This is a genomic window from Streptomyces sp. NPDC048566, assembly GCF_043199735.1.
Taxonomy (GTDB): Bacteria; Actinomycetota; Actinomycetes; order Streptomycetales; family Streptomycetaceae; genus Streptomyces.
The window spans coordinates 67,077-84,462 of sequence record NZ_JBICWL010000026.1 but is presented as its reverse complement, the minus strand read 5'-3'; the positions used below and the strand labels follow the sequence as shown (position 1 = coordinate 84,462).

Genomic DNA, 17,386 nt, shown 5'->3' with positions numbered 1-17,386 from the left:
TGGCGCAACACCAAGCAGGAGCTGACGGAGTACCTCACCGAACTCTCCGGCGAGGCCGCCGCGCACATGCGGCCCAACTTCTTCGTCAACACCCCCGACATCCTCCCCGGCTACCTGCGGCACGGGGGCCGCCCCGCCTTCGAGGTGCGGGCCGTGCTCGCCGCGACCCTCTCCCCCAGCTGGGGCGTGTACGCCGGATACGAGCTGTGCGAGAACACGCCCGCCCGGCCGGAGGGCGAGGAGTACCTGCACTCCGAGAAGTACCAACTGCGCCCGCGCGACTGGGCGGGCGCCGAGCGCGAGGGCCGCACCATCGCCCCGCTCATCACCCGGCTGAACCGGATCCGGCGCGATCATCCGGCGCTGCGCGCCCTGCGCAACCTCCGCTTCCACGACGTCGACCACGACTCCCTCATCGCGTACAGCAAGCGTTCGGGTGACGACACGGTGGTCGTCGTGGCGAACCTGGACCCGCACCACACCCGGCACGCCACAGTGTCCTTGGACATGCAGCGTCTCGGCCTGAGCCCGGACGCCCGCGTGCCGGTGCGCGACGAGCTCACCGGCGACACCTACAACTGGGGCAGGTCCAATTTTGTGCGCCTGGGTCCGGGCGGTGCACATGTCTTCGCTGTCGGCCCGGCACCGCGGATCGGAGGGTCCCCCGCATGATGGTCAACGAGCCCGTCCCGGACACGTTCGAGGACACCCCGGCCAAGGACCGCGATCCCGAGTGGTTCAAGCGCGCCGTCTTCTACGAGGTGCTGGTGCGGTCCTTCCAGGACAGCAACGGCGACGGCATCGGCGACCTCAAGGGCCTGACCGCCAAACTCGACTACCTGCAATGGCTGGGCGTCGACTGCCTGTGGCTGCCGCCCTTCTTCAAGTCCCCGCTGCGCGACGGCGGCTACGACGTCTCCGACTACACCGCCGTCCTGCCCGAGTTCGGCGACCTCGCCGACTTCGTCGAGTTCGTCGACGCCGCCCACCAGCGCGGCATGCGCGTCATCATCGACTTCGTCATGAACCACACCAGCGACCAGCACCCGTGGTTCCAGGAGTCCCGCGCCCACCCCGACGGCCCCTACGGCGACTACTACGTCTGGGCCGACGACGACAAGCAGTACCAGGACGCCCGCATCATCTTCGTCGACACCGAAGCCTCCAACTGGACCTTCGACCCCGTCCGCAAGCAGTACTACTGGCACCGCTTCTTCTCCCACCAGCCCGACCTCAACTACGAGAACCCGGCCGTCCAGGAGGACATCCTGGCGGCCCTGCGGTTCTGGCTGGACCTGGGCATCGACGGCTTCCGGCTGGACGCGGTCCCCTACCTGTACCAGCAGGAGGGAACCGACTGCGAGAACCTGCCCGCGACGCATCGGTTCCTCAAGCGGGTCAGGGCCGACATCGACACGCACTATCCGGACACGGTGCTGCTGGCCGAGGCCAACCAGTGGCCCGAGGACGTCGTCGACTACTTCGGCGACTTCCCCTCCGGCGGCGACGAGTGCCACATGGCCTTCCACTTCCCCGTCATGCCCCGCATCTTCATGGCCGTCCGCCGCGAGTCCCGCCACCCCGTCTCCGAGATCCTCGCCAAGACCCCCGCCATCCCCACCAACTGCCAGTGGGGCATCTTCCTGCGCAACCACGACGAGCTCACCCTCGAAATGGTCACCGACGAAGAACGCGACTACATGTACGCGGAATACGCCAAGGACCCGCGCATGCGGGCCAACATCGGCATCCGGCGCCGCCTCGCCCCCCTGCTCGACAACGACCGCAACCAGATCGAACTCTTCACCGCCCTGCTGCTGTCCCTGCCCGGCAGCCCGATCCTCTACTACGGCGACGAGATCGGCATGGGCGACAACATCTGGCTCGGCGACCGCGACGCCGTCCGCACCCCCATGCAGTGGACCCCCGACCGCAACGCCGGATTCTCCTCCAGCGACCCCGGCCGCCTCTTCCTGCCCACCATCATGGACCCCGTCTACGGCTACCAGGTCACCAACGTCGAGGCGTCGATGTCCTCGCCCTCCTCGCTGCTGCACTGGACCCGCCGCATGATCGAGATCCGCAAGCAGAACCCCGCCTTCGGACTCGGCTCCTACACCGAACTCCCCTCCTCCAACCCCGCCGTCCTCGCCTTCCTGCGCGAGCACGGGGACGACCTCGTGCTCTGCGTGCACAACTTCTCGCGGTTCGCCCAGCCCACCGAACTCGACCTCGGCGCCTTCGACCGAAAGCATCCCGTCGAGCTGATCGGCGGCGTCCGCTTCCCCGCCATCGGGGAACTGCCCTACCTGCTCACCCTGGCCGGACACGGCTTCTACTGGTTCCGGCTGCGCAACGGGGTCGCGCCCGTCGCCGCCAAGCGCCCGTGACCCCTACGACCCCCAGCCCGCCCGCCTCTGAAAGGACGTGCGCCATGGCGAAGACCGCTCTGCACCGTCCGAGCGGCCTCGGTCCCGCTCCGCTGCCGCCCTCGCTCGCCGAGCTGCTGCGCGCCTGGCTGCCCCGCCAGCGCTGGTTCGCCGGCAAGGGCCGGCCCGTCACGGACCTGACGCTGGTGTCGTCGACCGAGCTGTACCCGGGGTGCCTGCACCTGCTCGTGCGCACCGAGCACCCGGGACCACCGGCCCACGGCGGCGCCGGCACTCCCGCCGCCGAGGACTGCTACCAACTGCTCCTCGGCGTGACGCGGACCCTTCCCCCGCACCTCGCGCACGCCGTCATCGGCCGGGCCGAGACCGGCCCGCTCGGCGGACTGACCGTGTACGACGCCTTCCACGACCCCAAGGCGACGGGTCTCCTCCTGGAGCGTCTGCGCGTCCCGGGCTCGGCCGGCCCGCTGCGCTTCGACCGTGACCCGGGCGTCGCGGTGCCGGGCAGCCTCACACCGCGGCTGCTCGACGCGGAGCAGTCCAACACCTCCCTGGTGTACGGGGACGCGTTCATACTGAAGGTCTTCCGGCGCGTCCAGCCGGGCGTCAACCCGGACCTCGAGGTGCCGCTGGCGCTGGCCCGGCAGAGCTGCGCGCGCGTCCCCGCACCGGCCGCCTGGTTCGGCACGTCGCAGCCGCGTGACGCCACGCTCGGCGTGCTCCAGCCCTATCTGCGCGACGCGTCCGACGGGTGGGCGCTCGCCCTGTCGTCCCTCGCCTCGGACCGGGACTTCGGCGACGAGGCGTACGAGCTGGGCCGGGCCACCGCCGAGGTGCATCTCGCCCTCGCCGACGCCTTCCCGGTGGACCCGCCGAGTCCGGGCGGCACCAAGCGGCTCGCCGAGGCCATGCACGAGCGACTCGACGCGGCCGTCCGCTCGGTGTCCGAACTCCGGCCGCACACGGCCGGGTTGCGCTCGGCGTTCGACGCGCTCGCCGACCTGGACTCCCTGGTCCGCCCCGCCCAGCGCATCCACGGCGACCTCCACCTCGGCCAGGTGCTACGGGCCGGGCGGCGGTGGTCGGTGATCGACTTCGAGGGTGAACCCGCTCGTCCGATCAGCGAACGCCGGCGTGTCCAGTCCCCCGTCCGCGACGTCGCCGGCATGCTGCGGTCCTTCGACTACGCGGCACGCTCCCGTCGGCCCTGGCGTCCCGACTGGGCCGACCACTGCCGTGAGTCCTTCTGCGCGGGCTACGCCGCCGCGGCGGCGTGGGACCCGCGGGAGGAACCCGAGCTGCTGCGCGCCTACGAGACGGACCGCGCCGTGTACGAGGTGCTCTACGAGGCCCGGCACCGCCCCGACTGGCTGCCCGTCCCGATGGCGGCGGTCGGCCGGCTCGCCGCCGCGCGGCCCTGACCCCGCCCCGCCGTCCCGTTCCCTCGCCAGCCGTCCCCTCCGCTCCGGCCCCGCCGGGCGCGCCTACCGTCCCCACCCGACACCGAGCCATCCCCCACCCCGAGAGGTCCGAGCCGTGACTGTCCGCTCCGCCACCCCCCGCGTACGGCGTGCCAAGCCCGCCGCCCCATCGGCACAGCCTCCCGCACCGCTGGACCCCACGGACCGGGAACGGCTGCTGTCCGGCTCCCACCACGATCCGCACGCCCTGCTCGGCGCGCATCCGGTACCCGGCGGTGTGCTGTTCCGGGCGCTGCGGCCGTACGCCCGCGGAGTCGCGGTGGTGGTGGACGGGTGCCGCACGCCGCTGGAGGACCTGGGCGACGGCCTGTTCGGGGCGGTGCTGGCGCTCGACGCGATTCCCGCGTACTCGCTGGCGGTGGCCTACGGGGACACCGAGTTCGAGACGCAGGACCCCTACCGCTTCCTGCCCGCGCTCGGCGAGATGGACCTGCACCTGATCGGCGAGGGCCGGCACGAGGAGCTGTGGAAGGCGCTCGGCGCGCACCCGATGGAGCACCAGGGCGTCACCGGCACACGCTTCACGGTGTGGGCGCCGAACGCGCGAGGCGTCCGGGTGTGCGGGGACTTCTGCCACTGGGACGGTGCCGCCGGCTTCCCGATGCGCTCGCTCGGCTCCTCGGGCGTCTGGGAGGTGTTCCTGCCCGGGATCGGCGAGGGCGAGCTGTACAAGTTCGACATCACCCGCCCGGACGGCTCGTGCACCCTGCGCGCCGACCCGATGGCCCGCCGGACCGAGGTCCCGCCCGCGACCTCCTCGGTGGTGACGCGTTCGGCGCACGTGTGGCAGGACGCGGCATGGATGGAGGAGCGGGCGAAGCGCCGCCCGCTCCACGAGGCGCCGTTCTCGGTCTACGAGGTCCACCTGGCCTCCTGGCGGCCCGGGCTGACCTACCGTCAGCTCGCCGAGCAGCTGCCGGCCTACGTCGCCGACCTCGGGTTCACGCACGTGGAGCTGATGCCGGTCGCCGAGCACCCCTTCGGCGGGTCCTGGGGCTACCAGATCACCGGGTTCTACGCGCCGACCGCCCGGCTGGGCACCCCGGACGACTTCAAGCACCTCGTCGACGCGCTGCACCGAGCGGGCATCGGCGTGCTGATGGACTGGGTGCCCGCGCACTTCCCGCGCGACGACTGGGCACTCGCCTCCTTCGACGGCCGCCCCCTCTACGAGCACCCCGACCCGCAGCGCGCCGACCACCCCGACTGGGGCACCCTGGAGTTCGACTACGGCCGCCGCGAGGTGCGCAACTTCCTCGTCGCCAACGCCACGTACTGGTGCGAGGAGTTCCACATCGACGGCCTGCGCGTCGACGCCGTCGCCTCCATGCTCTACCTCGACTACTCCCGCGAGCCGGGGCAGTGGAGCCCCAACGAGCACGGCGGGCGGGACAATCCGGACGCGGTGGCGTTCCTCCAGGAGATGAACGCCACCGTCTACCGCCGCAACCCCGGAGTCGTCACGATGGCCGAGGAGTCCACCGCCTGGGACGGCGTCACGCGCCCGACCTCTGACGGCGGGCTCGGCTTCGGCCTGAAGTGGAACATGGGCTGGATGCACGACTCCCTGGAGTACATCCAGCACGAGCCGGTGCACCGCAAGTACCACCACAACGAGATGACGTTCTCGATGGTGTACGCCTACAGCGAGAACTACGTCCTGCCCATCTCGCACGACGAGGTCGTCCACGGCAAGCGCTCCCTCGTCTCCAAGATGCCCGGCGACTGGTGGCAGCAGCGCGCCAACCTGCGCGCCTACCTCGCCTTCATGTGGGCCCACCCCGGCAAGCAACTCCTCTTCATGGGCCAGGAGTTCGCCCAGGGCGGCGAATGGAAGGAGGCCGAGGGGCCCGACTGGTGGCTGCTCGATCCGGCGTACGGCGCCGAGGCGGACCACCGCGGCGTGCAGGATCTGGTGCGGGACCTGAACCGTGAGTACCGCGCCGATCCGGCCCTGTGGGAGCGCGACACGGACCCCTCGGGTTTCCGGTGGGTGATGGGTGACGCGGCGGACGACAACGTCTTCGCGTTCCTGCGGCACGCCGCCGACGGCACGCCCCTGCTCGCCGTCTCGCACCTCTCCCCCGCCGTACGCCACGGCTACCGCCTCGGCGTCCCCGAGGACGTCCCCGCCTGGCACGAGGTCCTCAACACCGACGCCCTGCGCTACGGCGGCAGCGACGTCACCAACCCCGAGCCGGTGAAGGCCGAGGCGATCGGCATGCACGGCCGGCCGACGAGCATCGAGCTGACGCTGCCGCCGCTGGCGACGGTGTGGCTGCGGCCGGCCTGAACCGACCGCAGCAGGAGGGAAGCCCGTCTCTCAGGGAGAGGCGGGCTTCCCGCCGGTGTGGAGCCAGGTGCGGAAGACGCCCGAGAGGTCCTTGCCCGACTCCCGCTCGCAGAGCCGTTCGAACGCGGCCGTCGTGCCGTGTCCGTGGCGGTGCCCGCCCGCCCAGGCCCGCAGAATGCGGAAGAAGGCGCGGTCGCCCACGGCGGTGCGCACCTTGTGCAGCGCCATGGCGCCGCGGGCGTACACGGGTGTCTCGAAGATGTGCTCACCGCCGCCGGGGTCGGCGGGCGGGAACGCCCACAGGTCCTTGCCGGCCGGGGTCGCGTACAGCGCCTCGAACGCCTGCCGGGCGGACCTGCCGCCGTGCTGCTCGGTGTAGAGCCACTCGGCGTAGGTGGCGAAGCCCTCGTTGAGCCAGATGTCCTGCCACCTCGTCAGCGAGACGGAGTCTCCGAACCACTGGTGTGCGCTCTCGTGGACGAGGGTGCCCAGGTCGGGCGCCGCGTCGTACAGGGGCCGCGTCTGGGTCTCCAGGGCGTAGCCGACCCGCGGTGCGCGGTCGACGACGGCCCCCGCGGCCCGGAAGGGGTAGGGGCCGAACAGCCCGCTCTCCCAGTCCAGGACGGAGGGCAGCTTACCGAGGACCGGTGCCGCCTCGGCCGCCTCCCGCGGGTCGACCGCGTTGTAGACCTCGACGCCGTCGCGGGTGGTGTACCGCTCGACGCGGAAGGTGCCGACGGTCGCCGTGGCGAGGTAGGCGGCCATCGGCTCGGACTGACGCCAGCGGAAGGTGGTCCGGCCGTGGTGGCTTCGCTGCCCGAGCAGGATTCCGTTGGCGACGGCGGTACGGCCCCGCGGAACGGTCAGGGTGAAGTCGAAGGACGCCTTGTCGGTGGGGTGGCCGTTGGCCGGGAACCAGGTCATGGCGCCTTGCGGTTCGCCGGCGACGAAGGCGCCGTCGTCCGTGGGGATCCAGCCGTCCGGGGAGCCGTCCGGGTCCGTGACGGGCCGCGGTGTGCCGCCGTAGTCGACGGTGACGCGGAACTCCCGGCCCGCGCGCAGGGGCCTGCGCGGGGTGACGACGAGTTCCTGCCCGGTGCGGTGGAAGGCGGCCCGCCGGTGGTCGACGGTGACGCCGGTGACCTTCAGGCCGTCGAGGTCGAGGTCGAAGCGGGTCAGCGGCCGAGTGGTCCGGGCGGTGACGACGGCTCTGCCGTCGAGGTGGCGGGTCGCCGGGTCGTAGCCGAGGGTCAGGTCGTAGTGGCGGACGTCGTAGCCGCCGTTGCCCGAGAGGGGGAAGTACGGGTCGCCGGCTCCCGGGGCGCCCGCGGTGCCGGCGGCCGTCGCGGGCCCGGCGGCGGTGAGCAGTGCGGCGAGTGCGACGGGCACGGCGGCCACGACGGCCTCGCGCCGCAGGACGGCGTTGCGTCGCGCGGGCTGCTGCGGGCGTGATCTCACGTGCGCTCCTTCCGGTTCGACGGCGATCGTCGCGCACAGCCTATGAGGCCGGCCGCTGCCGGACCCCGAGATCGGGTCGGGTGCCGCTGCCCCGTCCCGGCCCCTGGCCGCACGGCGGGTCGGCATGATGGAGTCGTGCACGCGTCGGCCGGGCGGCGCCCGGTCGCCGTCGTGGCCGGGCGCACCTCCCCCCGGCCGACGGCATGTCAGGCGCCCCACCCCACCGAGGAGATGCCCGTGACCGGAACGTCGTCCGCCTGGACCCAGGCCCCCGTCCGCGTGGGGCTCGTCGGCGCCGGACCGTGGGCGCGCGCGGTGCACGCCCGGGTCCTGGCGGCCGGGCCGGAGACCCGGCTGACGTCGGTGTGGGCGCGCCGGGCGGAGGCCGCCCGGGAGACGGCCGCACCGTACGGCGCCGCCGTGGCCGCGTCGTTCGAGGAACTGCTCGGCTCCTGCGAGGCCGTCGCCTTCTCGGTGCCGCCCGCGGTGCAGGCCGAGCTGGCCGTGCGCGCCGCCGAGGCGGGCAAGGCGCTCCTCCTGGAGAAGCCCTTGGCGCTCGATCTGCCGTCGGCCCGGAGGCTGGTGGACGCCGTCGACGCGTCGGGGGTCGTCTCCCAGCTGGTCCTCAGCAACCGCTACCACCCGGCCACCCGGCGCTTCCTCGAAGCGGCGCGGGCCCTCGACGTCTCGGGGGCCCGGTCGTGCATGCTCGGCGGAGCCTTCCTCGGCGGTGACTTCGCGACCCCCTGGCGGCTGGAACACGGGGCGCTGCTGGACATCGGGCCGCATCTGATCGATCTGCTGGACGCGGCGCTGGGGCCGATCGTCCGGATCCGCGGCGCGGGTGATCCACGCCGCTGGGTCGAGCTGAGCTGCGACCACGAGAGCGGCGCCGTCAGCCAGGCGTCGCTGTCGGGTGCGGTGGACGTCGAGCGCGGCATCACCCGGATCGAGCTGTACGGCCGGCATCCGGAACTGGTCTTCGACGGCGGGGCGCTCGACCACGAGGAGTCCTGGCCCGTTCTGCGGCGGGAGTTCGCCGCGGCGGTGCGGGCAGGGCAGCCGGGCGAACTCGACGCCCATCGAGGCCTGCGGCTCCAGACCCTGATCGCCGAGGCGGCGGGCGGCTGACACGGTTCGGGAGCACGCCCGTTCAGGGGAACGGGGCGGCGGGCCGGCGTGGGCGGAGCCCGCCGCGGCGAGACACCTGCTGTGAACCTGCCGCTGATCGCCCCCATGCTCGCGACCCCCGGAACGCTGCCGCCCCCGGCCCAGGACCCGCACTGGGCGTACGAGACCAAGCACGACGGGCAGCGCGCGGTGGTCTACCTGCCCGGTGACGGCACGGTGCTGCTGCGGGCCCGCTCGGGTGAGGACATCACCGCCGCCTACCCCGAACTGGGCGCCCTCGGCGGCGCCTTGGGCGGCACCCCTGCGGTGCTCGACGGGGAGGTCCTGGTCCTGGACGAACAGGGCCGCGGCGACTTCCAGTTGCTGCAGTCCCGGATGGGCCTCGCCGGGTCTCCCGCGCGGGCCCTGCGGCGCGCGGACCGGGCGCCGGCCCATCTGGTCCTCTTCGACGTGCTGTGGCTCGGCGGCGACCGGACGGGGCTGGCGTACACCCGGCGGCGGGGGGAGCTGGAGGGCCTCGCGCTGGACGGACCGCACTGGTCGACGCCCGCGGCCCTGGTGGGGCACGGCGAGCTGGCGCTGCGGGCGACCCGGGAGAGCGGCCTGGAGGGCGTTGTCTGCAAGCGGCTGGACTCGGTGTACGAGCCCGGGAGGCGGTCCCGGTCCTGGATCAAGATCCGGAACCTGCGGACGGCGGACGTCGTCGTGGGCGGCTGGGTACCGGGGCGGGGGCGGTTGTCGGGCCTGCCGGGCGCGGTCCTCGTGGGGCAGCGTGCCGGTGGCCGGCTGCGCTACGTCGGGAGCGTGGGCACCGGCTGGAGCACGGCGGAACGCGTCGAACTGGCCCGGCTGCTGGAGGCGTCGGGGACGGACCACTGCCCGTTCGACACGGTGCCCCGCGCGAGCGAGGCCCGCTGGGTGCTGCCCCGGCTGGTGGGCGAGGTCCGCTACAGCACCCGTACCCGTGCCGGGCTGCTGCGCCAGCCGTCGTGGTCGCGGCTGCGGCCCGACCTGACCCCCGAGGAGTCGGCGGCGGACCTGCCGTAGTCCGCCGGCCGGGAGCGGCCCGATCCGCCAGGGACCGCCACGCCGCGGCGCCGGAGCACGAACCCCGCGAACGGGTCCGCGCAGGTGCGACGGGTGCGGGGCAGGCCGCCCGGGAACGGCCCGCCCCGCTCGCCCTGCGTCCCGGCGCCGGTCAGGTCCTGCCCGGTCCGCCGCTGCCGAACGATCCGCTGGAGCCCGGCTGCCACCGCTTGCGGTGCTGGTCGTCGGCGTGCTTGGTGCCGGCGGAGTGCATGTTGTACGGCATGAGGCGCTCGCTCTCCCGGCCGGCGTGCGGCACCTCGTCCGGCTCCCGCACCTCCCGCTCCTCGTAGACCGCTCCGCCCTCGGGCAGCCGGGGCTGCTCCTCGGCGGTCGGCGGGGCCGGTTCCTCTCCCCTGACCCGGATGCCCAGGCGGACTGCCCAGATCAGGGCGGCCACGATGACGAGGCCGCCGATGAAGGCGGCGACCACGTTGGTCGTCGAGCTCGCCAGGACCACGTCTTGGCTCGCGATGTACGTCATGGTCGCGTACCCCCAATACCAGGGGAGATCGGCGTACTGAGCCGTCGTCGACGGCCTTTCCATTATATTCCGGATCATTTCGGGCGCCCCTTCCGGTCCGTGCGGAGGAGCCGAAGGGGACGCGGTCCGTTCCGCCGGGGCGTCCGGGACCGGGCGGCGGGGCGGCGATCAGGCGGGGCGGTGGGCGACGGCGCCGAACATCGTGACCGACATGTGCAGGGCGCCCTGCCGCGCCGCTTCCGCGAGATCCTCGTAGAGCCGGTCGCGCTCGGCCTCCCCGATGAGGCCGCGGCGGATCGCCGACTCGGCCATCATGCGGATCAGCGGCCAGGCCACCGAGGTGTGGTCCTGGAGCAGTGCCTGCGAACCACGGTCGTCGACGACCAGTCCGGCGGCCGTGAGCCGGCCCACGAGCCTGCGTCCCGAGTAGGGATCGGCCGCCGCGGACAGCGCCCCGGAGGTCAGCGCCGCGACCGTGGCGGGGTCGCCGGGGTGCAGGATCGTGGTCGCCCAGTCGGTGTCCAGCAGGGCGACCCGCCCGCCGGGGCGCAGCACCCGCGCGATCTCGGCGACCGCCTGATCCGGTTCGGCCAGGTGCTGCAGGACGCGTTCGCACCACACGACGTCCACGGTGGAGTCGGGCAGCGGCAGGGCGAGGGCGTCGCCGTCGGCGAAGCGGGCCGTGCTGCCCGCCTCGGTGGCCCGCTGCTCGGCGACGGCCCGCAGACCGGGGTGCGGTTCGAGGCCGAGCACCCTGCCCCGGGAGCCGACGGCGTCCGCGAGGTTCCGGGTCTGCGAGCCCGTCCCGGCGCCGATGTCGAGGGCACGCTCCCCGGTGCGGACGGCGAGGGCCGCGTGGGCCCACGAACGGAGCCTGTGCACACCGTTGTTGACGTCCTGCGCGTCCAGGGCACCGACCAACCGGGCCGTGCTGTCCATGCTGATGTTGGGCGCGTGGAATTCCGAGGAGGGTCGCGTGTCCCGCATGGCGGTCACTCTAGAACCACCTTGGTCGTTTCCGTATTCAGATTGTGTAACGCCTCAGGGCCGGGGTGACCCAGGCCAGGGCGAGTACCGCCACGATCACCAGCAGGCCGCCACCGGTGACCGCCGCCTGCGCCCCGAACAGCGATCCGGCCGTGCCGTGCAGGACGTCGGCGACGCGCGGGCCGCCCACCACGACCACGGTGAAGACGCCCTGGAGGCGGCCCCGCATCTCGTCGGTCGCTGCGGACAGCAGGATCGCTCCGCGGAAGACCATCGAGACCATGTCGGCCACACCGGCCAGGGCGAGGAAGCCCACCGCGGCCCAGAGGCTGCGGCTCAGTCCGAACCCCGCCACGGCGGCGCCCCAGGCGGCCACGGAGACGAGGACCATCGCTCCGTGCCGCCGGGCACGGGAGAAGGTGCCCGACAGCAGCCCCCCGACCACGGCGCCGAGCGGGACGGCCGCGAACAGCAGGCCGAGCGCCAGTCCCTCCCCGTAGGAGGCGTACGTCTGAGCCGCCAGTTGGGGGAAGAGGGCGCGGGGCATGCCGAACACCATCGCGATGATGTCGGCGAGGAAGGACAGCAACAGCACCTTGTGCAGCGCGATGTAGCGGAATCCGGCCCCCACCTCGCGCCAGCCGGCCCGCCGCGACCCGCCGCCGTCCAGGGGCGGCAGGGCGGGAAGCCGGAAGACGGCCCACACGGTGACGCACAGGGCGAGGGCGTCGATCAGGTACAGCTCGGGAAGCCCGACGACCGGGATGAGGGCGCCCGCCAGCATCGGGCCGGCCACCGATCCCGTCTGCATGACGGTCGACCCGAGTGCGTTGGCGGCGGGCAGTTCGTCGGCCGGGACCAGCCGGGCGACGGAGGCGCTGCGCGCCGGGGAGTTGAGGCCGAAGAACGCCTGCTGGAGGGCGAGCAGCACGATGAGCACGGCCACCGAGCCGAGGCCCATGACGGCCTGGAGCCAGAAGAGCAGCGAGGTGGCGGCGATGCCGGTGTTGGTGACGAGCAGCAGCCTGCGCCGGTCCATGCTGTCGGCGATGGCCCCGCCCCACAGCGCGAAGACCACCAGCGGCACCAGGCCGGCGAGGCTCGCGTAGCCGACCCAGGCCGAGGAGCCGGTGATGTCGTAGATCTGCTTGGGCACGGCGACGGCGGTGAGCTGGCTGCCGACGGCGGTGACGGCGGTCGACGACCACAGGCGGCGGTAGGCGGGGCGGCGCAGCGGCCGGGTGTCCATGGCCCAGCGGCGCCATCCCGTGCCGGCCGCCGGGCCGCCCGTCGCCGCGGTGTCCTCGCGCGGCGCCGTCGCGCCGTCCTGGTTGCTCTCGCTGGTGTCCACGCTCGTCCTGGTTGCTCGATACATCTTTCGATTCGGGGATCACTATGGCCGAGCCCGGACGGCTCCGGTCCCCCGGGGGACCGAAAAGCGGCGCCCCGGGGCGCGGGCCCGGCACCGGACACGGGGTGACCGGCCGGGAACGGCGCGGTGCCGCGCGCCGCACCGCGCCGACGGCGACGCGGCGGGCGGGCGTGGGCACGGGCGCCGGGCGGCACGCGGGGCAGACCGCCGCGGTCAGGCGCCGGCGATCAGCGTGCCCCCCATGACGATCATCGTCACGGCGACCAGGCCGTCCAGCACCCGCCAGGCCGCGGGCCGGGCCAGCGGGCGGCTGAGCAGCCGGGCACCGCATCCGAGGGCGGCGAACCAGCACAGGCTGGCGAGCGCCGCGCCCAGCGCGAAGGTCCAGCGCAGGTGCCCGCGGTCGGCGGCGAGCGACCCGAGCAGGAACACCGTGTCGAGGTACACGTGCGGGTTCAGCCAGGTCAGGGCGAGGCAGGTGAGGACGACCCGGCGCCGGGAACCCGCCGTACCGCCTGCCGCACGCAGCGCTGAGGGCCGCGCGACCCGGCGGGCGGCGAGGACGCCGTAGCCGACGAGGAAGCAGCCGCCGACGAGCCCGACACCGGTCAGCGCGGCGGGCCAGGCCACCACCAGGGCGCCGACCCCTGCGACCCCGAGGGCGATGAGCAGCGCGTCGGACAGGGCGCAGAGGCCCACCACGGTGAGGACGGCGTCCCGCCGGACGCCCTGGCGCAGCACGAAGGCGTTCTGCGCGCCGATGGCCACGATGAGGGAGAGGCCGGAGCCGAATCCGGCGGCCGCTGCGGTGAGGGCGTCTGTCATGCCGCCGACGCTAGGAAACCGATCACCGGGAGTACAGCTAAAGATTCTTACGTAACATGAGCGATCGTGATGTCGGATCTCCCGCTCGACCAGGTGCGCACGCTGCTCGCGGTGGTCGACGAGGGCACGTTCGACGCCGCGGCGGCGGCGCTCCACGTGACACCCTCGGCGATCAGCCAGCGCATCCGGTCACTGGAACAGCGCACCGGCCGCGTGCTGCTGCTGCGGACCAAGCCGGTGCGGCCGACCGAGTCCGGCGCGATCGTCGTCCGCTTCGCCCGCCGGCTCGCCCGGCTGGAGGACGAGGCGCGGGCCGAACTGGGCATGCCGGGCACCGGCGAGCCCACCCGCCTGTCCGTCGCGGTGAACGCCGATTCGCTGGCCACCTGGTTCCTCCCCGCGCTCACCCGCGTACCCTCCGGGCAGCCGCTCTGCTTCGAGCTGCGCCGCGCCGACGAGGACCACACGGCGGCCCTGCTCCGCGAGGGCGAGGTGATGGCGGCGGTGACGTCCTCACCGGAGCCGGTGGCCGGCTGTTCGGTCCGCGCGCTCGGGCGGCTGCGCTACCTGCCGGTGGCGGCCCCGGCCTTCGCCGGGCGGTGGCTCGGCGAGGGAGCCGGCACACCGCTGCACGAGGTGATCGGCGCCGCCCCGGTGGTGGTGTTCGACCGGAACGACGACTTCCAGGACGACTTCGCCCGCGGACTGACCGGCGCGCCGGCGGGCTCGCTGCGTCACTCCGTGCCGAGCAGCGAGGGCTTCGTCGCCGCGGTGGCGGCCGGGATGGGCTGGGGCATGGTGCCGGAGGTACAGGCGCTGCCGCTGCTGCGCGAGGGGCGGCTGGTGTCCCTGCTGCCCGGCCGCGGCGTGGATCTCCCCCTGTTCTGGCAGCAGTGGAGACTCGACTTCCCCGCACTCGGGGCACTCGCCGAGGCGGGGGCGGCCGTCGCCGCCGAGACCCTGCGCCAGGCGGCCGCCGATTGAATCACCGCCCTCCCGGCGGGTTCCCGACCCCGCCTGACCCGGTATCTTCGCGCTGAGCACATCCGGGCCCGACCGGAAGGCCCGGGTCCCCGCCCCGGCACCGCGGACGGTGCCGAGGTGCGGTCCGGGACAGGAAAGGCGCATTCTTGCTGTGTTACCCACCTGGCGGCGGGCGGACGAGGGCAGATCGATGACAGGGAGCGCCGAACGCGAGGAGCGGGCTCCCGACGGCCTGGTCACCGTCCTCAGTGACGCCGTGCGGGACGCGATCCGGGCCGCCCGGGGCTTCGCCGGCGGGGTGTACCTGCGGTCCGGGACACCCGGCCTGCTGCGTCTGGCGGTCCTCTCCGGCCTTCCGGTGCCGCTGTTCCGACCGTGGTGGCGCATGCACATGGAACGCCCGTTCCCGGTCGCCGACACCCACCGGCTCGGCATCGAGGTCCTCCTCTCCGACTCGACCGAGACGATGCGCCGCTATCCGCAACTGGCCGCGGGGCTGCCGTTCCGGTTCGGCTCGCTGTACGTCCCGGTCGTGGGCGACGGCACGCCGTACGGCGTACTGACCGTGCTGCGTCCGCCCGCCTCGGACGCCACCGAGGTGCTCCCGGACCGGGACCGGATGACGGCCGTGGCGGAGGAGCTCGGGGCGGCGCTGACCCGGCTCGCCAAGGACGGCTGCCCGGTCGTGTGGGAAGGCGAGCCGCTGGGCACCCGACCGCCCGCCGAGGGGCCCTCCTCGCGGACCGTCGGCGGCTTCACCTGGGACCCGCGCGCCGACACGGTCGTCGCGGACGACGCCCTGTGGTCGCTGCTGGGCACCGGGCACGGGACGGTCTCCAACACGCCCGAGGCGCTCGCGGACGCGATCGCCCACGACGAACCGCGGCTGCTGCTGGCCGCGCTGCGCGAGACGGCCGCCGGCCGCCCGCCGGCCCATCCGCTGCCGGTCCGCACCGGCAGGGGGCTGCGCCTGCTCGACCTGTGGCCGTCGGGCGGGGGCGACGAGGCGCCGTACCGGGTCAGCGGCGTGCTCGTCGACCCGGGGCCGGGTCCCGCCGCCGGCGGTGCCGCCGACCAGCTGCCCGAGGGGGTGTTCGCCCTCGACCGGCTCGGGCTGATCACCTACGCCAATCCGCGCGCCGCGGAACTGCTGGGCCGTCCGCGCGGGGAACTCCTCGGGCGGGCCCTGTGGGACGCGGTGCCGTGGATGGGCCGGCCCGCCTACGAGGACCACCTGCGCGGCGCGCTGCTCTCCTCCGATCCGGTGCACTTCCGGGCCCGCAGCCCGCTGGCGCACCCCGGCACCGCAGCGCCCGGGACCGCCGACGGCACCTGGCTGAGTCTGTCGGTCTATCCCGGCCCCGGCGGTGTCACCTGCAAGGTCGTGCCGGTCGGCCGGGCCGCGGAGACCGACGCGCCGTTCGGGACGGACACCGCCGCGGCGGGGCGGCCGGACGCTGGGGCCGCCGAGGACGCGGAGGCCGGCGCGGCCGACGTGGCCACCGCCCCGGTGTACCGGCCGATCGTCCTCGCGATCGCCCTCGCCGAGGCGGTGACGGCACGGCAGGTGTCCGAGGTCGTGATGCGCGAGCTGCTGCCCGCCTTCGGCAGTCGCCGGCTGGCCATCTACCTGGTCCAGGACCGCCGCCTCTACCTGGCCTGGGAGACCGGGTTCCCGCAGGGCTTCCTCGCCCCCTTCGACGGGGTCGGCCTGGACGCCCGGCTTCCCGGCGTGGAGACGCTCACCAGCGGCCGGCCGCTCTTCTTCGAGTCGATGGAGCAGATGACCGCCGCGTATCCGGGCATCGCCCTGGACGCCAAGGTCGGCGCGCGGGCGTTCCTGCCGTTGATCGCCTCCGGACGGCCGGTCGGTTCCTGCATTCTCGGCTTCGACCGGCCGCACGAGTTCAGCAGCGAGGAACGGACCGCGCTGGCGGGCCTCATCGCACAGTCGCTGGAGCGGGCGCGACGCTACGACAACGAGGCCGCCCTCGCCCGCGGGCTCCAGGAGGCGCTGCTGCCGCACCGGTTGTCGGCCCACCCGATGGTCCAGACGGCCGGCCGCTACCTGCCCGGCACGGTCGGCATGGAGGTGGGTGGCGACTGGTACGACGTCGTGGAGGCCGGGGACGGACTGGCGCTCGTCATCGGCGACGTCCAGGGCCACGGTGTCCAGGCCGCCGCCACCATGGGCCAACTGCGCAGCGCGGTCCGGGCGTTCGCCTTGGGGGACCATTCTCCGGACGAGGTCATGAGCGGGACGAACCGGCTGCTGATCGACCTCGACCCCGGCCAGTTCGCCAGTTGCTGCTACGTCCGGGTCGACCCGGTCACCGGCGTCGCCCGCGCCGCGCGGGCCGGGCATCCGCAGCCGCTGCTGCGCCATCCGGACGGGCGCACCGAGGTGCTGGACCTGCCGGGCGGTGTGGTGCTCGGCGTGGACCCGCAGGCCGTGTACCCGGTGACGGAGCTGGTCCTGGAGCCGGAGGCCGTACTCGCCCTCTACACGGACGGCCTGGTCGAGCAGCCGGGCAAGGACATCGACGACGGCGTCGAGGCCGTGCGCGCGACCCTCGCCCGGGCGGGGACACCCCAGCGATTCCGGCCCGGCGGCCACTCCCTGTCGCGCGCGGCCGACCTGCTCACGGCGGAGGCGCGGCAGGCCCGCGAACGCCCCGACGACATCGCCCTGCTGCTCACCACCCGCCGGGCGCCGGGGGCGGGTGACGCCCCGGGCTTCGTCTGAGAATCCGCGGCCGGCCCGGTGGCGCGGCGCGCGTCGCGGGCTGCCGGCCGGCGGGGCGAGACCGACGCCCGTGCCGCCGATGCCCGTCCGGCCGCGGGGCAGCGGCCTGCCTCGCGACCGGACGGGCATCGGGGCCACGGGCGTGCTCC

13 protein-coding genes are annotated in these 17,386 nt (G+C 73.9%); 8 read left to right on the top strand and 5 right to left on the bottom strand.

Translation table 11 applies throughout. The annotated features are described in order from the left end of the window. The 4 genes from ACGFS9_RS27975 to glgB all read left to right on the top strand — a co-directional run. Nucleotides 1-672: DUF3459 domain-containing protein (locus ACGFS9_RS27975; protein ID WP_393256991.1), on the top strand; the 672-nt coding region annotated here is incomplete at its 5' end. Next, a complete protein-coding gene (treS, locus tag ACGFS9_RS27970) occupies nt 669-2,390 on the top strand; it encodes a maltose alpha-D-glucosyltransferase (RefSeq protein ID WP_393256990.1) in 1,722 nt (573 codons plus the stop codon). The genes ACGFS9_RS27975 and treS, both read left to right, overlap by 4 nt. Before the next feature lie 44 nt (nt 2,391-2,434). Further along, nucleotides 2,435-3,811 (top strand): maltokinase, encoded by a 1,377-nt coding sequence (locus ACGFS9_RS27965; RefSeq protein ID WP_393256989.1) that lies wholly within the window; start codon nt 2,435-2,437, stop codon nt 3,809-3,811. A 115-nt stretch (nt 3,812-3,926) separates the two neighbouring features. Further along, on the top strand, nt 3,927-6,164 hold the full coding sequence (gene glgB, locus ACGFS9_RS27960; RefSeq protein WP_393256988.1) for a 1,4-alpha-glucan branching enzyme: 2,238 nt from the start codon (nt 3,927-3,929) through the stop codon (nt 6,162-6,164). Between the two features lie 30 nt (nt 6,165-6,194). Here the strand turns inward: glgB and ACGFS9_RS27955 are convergent, their stop codons facing one another. Further along, nucleotides 6,195-7,622, bottom strand: coding sequence for a M1 family metallopeptidase (locus tag ACGFS9_RS27955; RefSeq protein WP_393256987.1), 1,428 nt, complete (start codon nt 7,620-7,622; stop codon nt 6,195-6,197). A gap of 237 nt (nt 7,623-7,859) precedes the next feature. On the opposite strand from ACGFS9_RS27955, the gene ACGFS9_RS27950 reads away from it, so the two are divergent. Beyond that, the gene (locus ACGFS9_RS27950) at nt 7,860-8,753 is read left to right on the top strand and encodes a Gfo/Idh/MocA family protein (protein ID WP_393256986.1); all 894 of its coding nucleotides are present in this window, start codon (nt 7,860-7,862) and stop codon (nt 8,751-8,753) included. An 81-nt stretch (nt 8,754-8,834) separates the two neighbouring features. Continuing rightward, nucleotides 8,835-9,800: an ATP-dependent DNA ligase gene (locus ACGFS9_RS27945; RefSeq protein ID WP_393256985.1), complete on the top strand. Its 966-nt coding sequence runs from the start codon at nt 8,835-8,837 to the stop codon at nt 9,798-9,800. Between the two features lie 151 nt (nt 9,801-9,951). On the opposite strand, the gene ACGFS9_RS27940 is transcribed toward ACGFS9_RS27945, so the two are convergent. From ACGFS9_RS27940 to ACGFS9_RS27925, 4 genes are all read right to left on the bottom strand, one after another. Further along, nucleotides 9,952-10,401 (bottom strand): DUF6479 family protein, encoded by a 450-nt coding sequence (locus ACGFS9_RS27940; protein WP_393256984.1) that lies wholly within the window; start codon nt 10,399-10,401, stop codon nt 9,952-9,954. A 90-nt stretch (nt 10,402-10,491) separates the two neighbouring features. After that, nucleotides 10,492-11,310: a methyltransferase domain-containing protein gene (locus tag ACGFS9_RS27935; RefSeq protein ID WP_393256983.1), complete on the bottom strand. Its 819-nt coding sequence runs from the start codon at nt 11,308-11,310 to the stop codon at nt 10,492-10,494. Nucleotides 11,311-11,347: 37 nt separating this feature from the next. Beyond that, complete coding sequence (locus tag ACGFS9_RS27930; RefSeq protein WP_393256982.1) at nt 11,348-12,661, bottom strand: MFS transporter; 1,314 nt, start codon at nt 12,659-12,661, stop codon at nt 11,348-11,350. Nucleotides 12,662-12,895: 234 nt separating this feature from the next. Next, entirely contained in the window at nt 12,896-13,507 is a 612-nt protein-coding gene (locus ACGFS9_RS27925; RefSeq protein WP_393256981.1) for a LysE/ArgO family amino acid transporter, read from the bottom strand. 66 nt (nt 13,508-13,573) lie between these two features. On the opposite strand from ACGFS9_RS27925, the gene ACGFS9_RS27920 reads away from it, so the two are divergent. Further along, nucleotides 13,574-14,491, top strand: a complete 918-nt coding sequence (locus ACGFS9_RS27920) for a LysR family transcriptional regulator ArgP (RefSeq protein WP_393256980.1) — start codon at nt 13,574-13,576, stop codon at nt 14,489-14,491. A gap of 190 nt (nt 14,492-14,681) precedes the next feature. Next, entirely contained in the window at nt 14,682-17,237 is a 2,556-nt protein-coding gene (locus ACGFS9_RS27915) for a SpoIIE family protein phosphatase (protein WP_393256979.1), read from the top strand. Nucleotides 17,238-17,386 lie beyond the last annotated feature (149 nt).

Excerpts from the sequence above, each read along its gene's own strand:
- ACGFS9_RS27965 (WP_393256989.1), top strand. The coding sequence starts at position 2,435 with ATGGCGAAGACCGCTCTGCACCGTCCGAGCGGCCTCGGTCCCGCTCCG.
- ACGFS9_RS27915 (WP_393256979.1), top strand. The coding sequence starts at position 14,682 with ATGACAGGGAGCGCCGAACGCGAGGAGCGGGCTCCCGACGGCCTGGTC.
- treS (WP_393256990.1), top strand. The coding sequence starts at position 669 with ATGATGGTCAACGAGCCCGTCCCGGACACGTTCGAGGACACCCCGGCC.
- ACGFS9_RS27925 (WP_393256981.1), bottom strand. The coding sequence starts at position 13,507 with ATGACAGACGCCCTCACCGCAGCGGCCGCCGGATTCGGCTCCGGCCTC.
- ACGFS9_RS27940 (WP_393256984.1), bottom strand. The coding sequence starts at position 10,401 with ATGATCCGGAATATAATGGAAAGGCCGTCGACGACGGCTCAGTACGCC.
- ACGFS9_RS27935 (WP_393256983.1), bottom strand. The coding sequence starts at position 11,310 with ATGCGGGACACGCGACCCTCCTCGGAATTCCACGCGCCCAACATCAGC.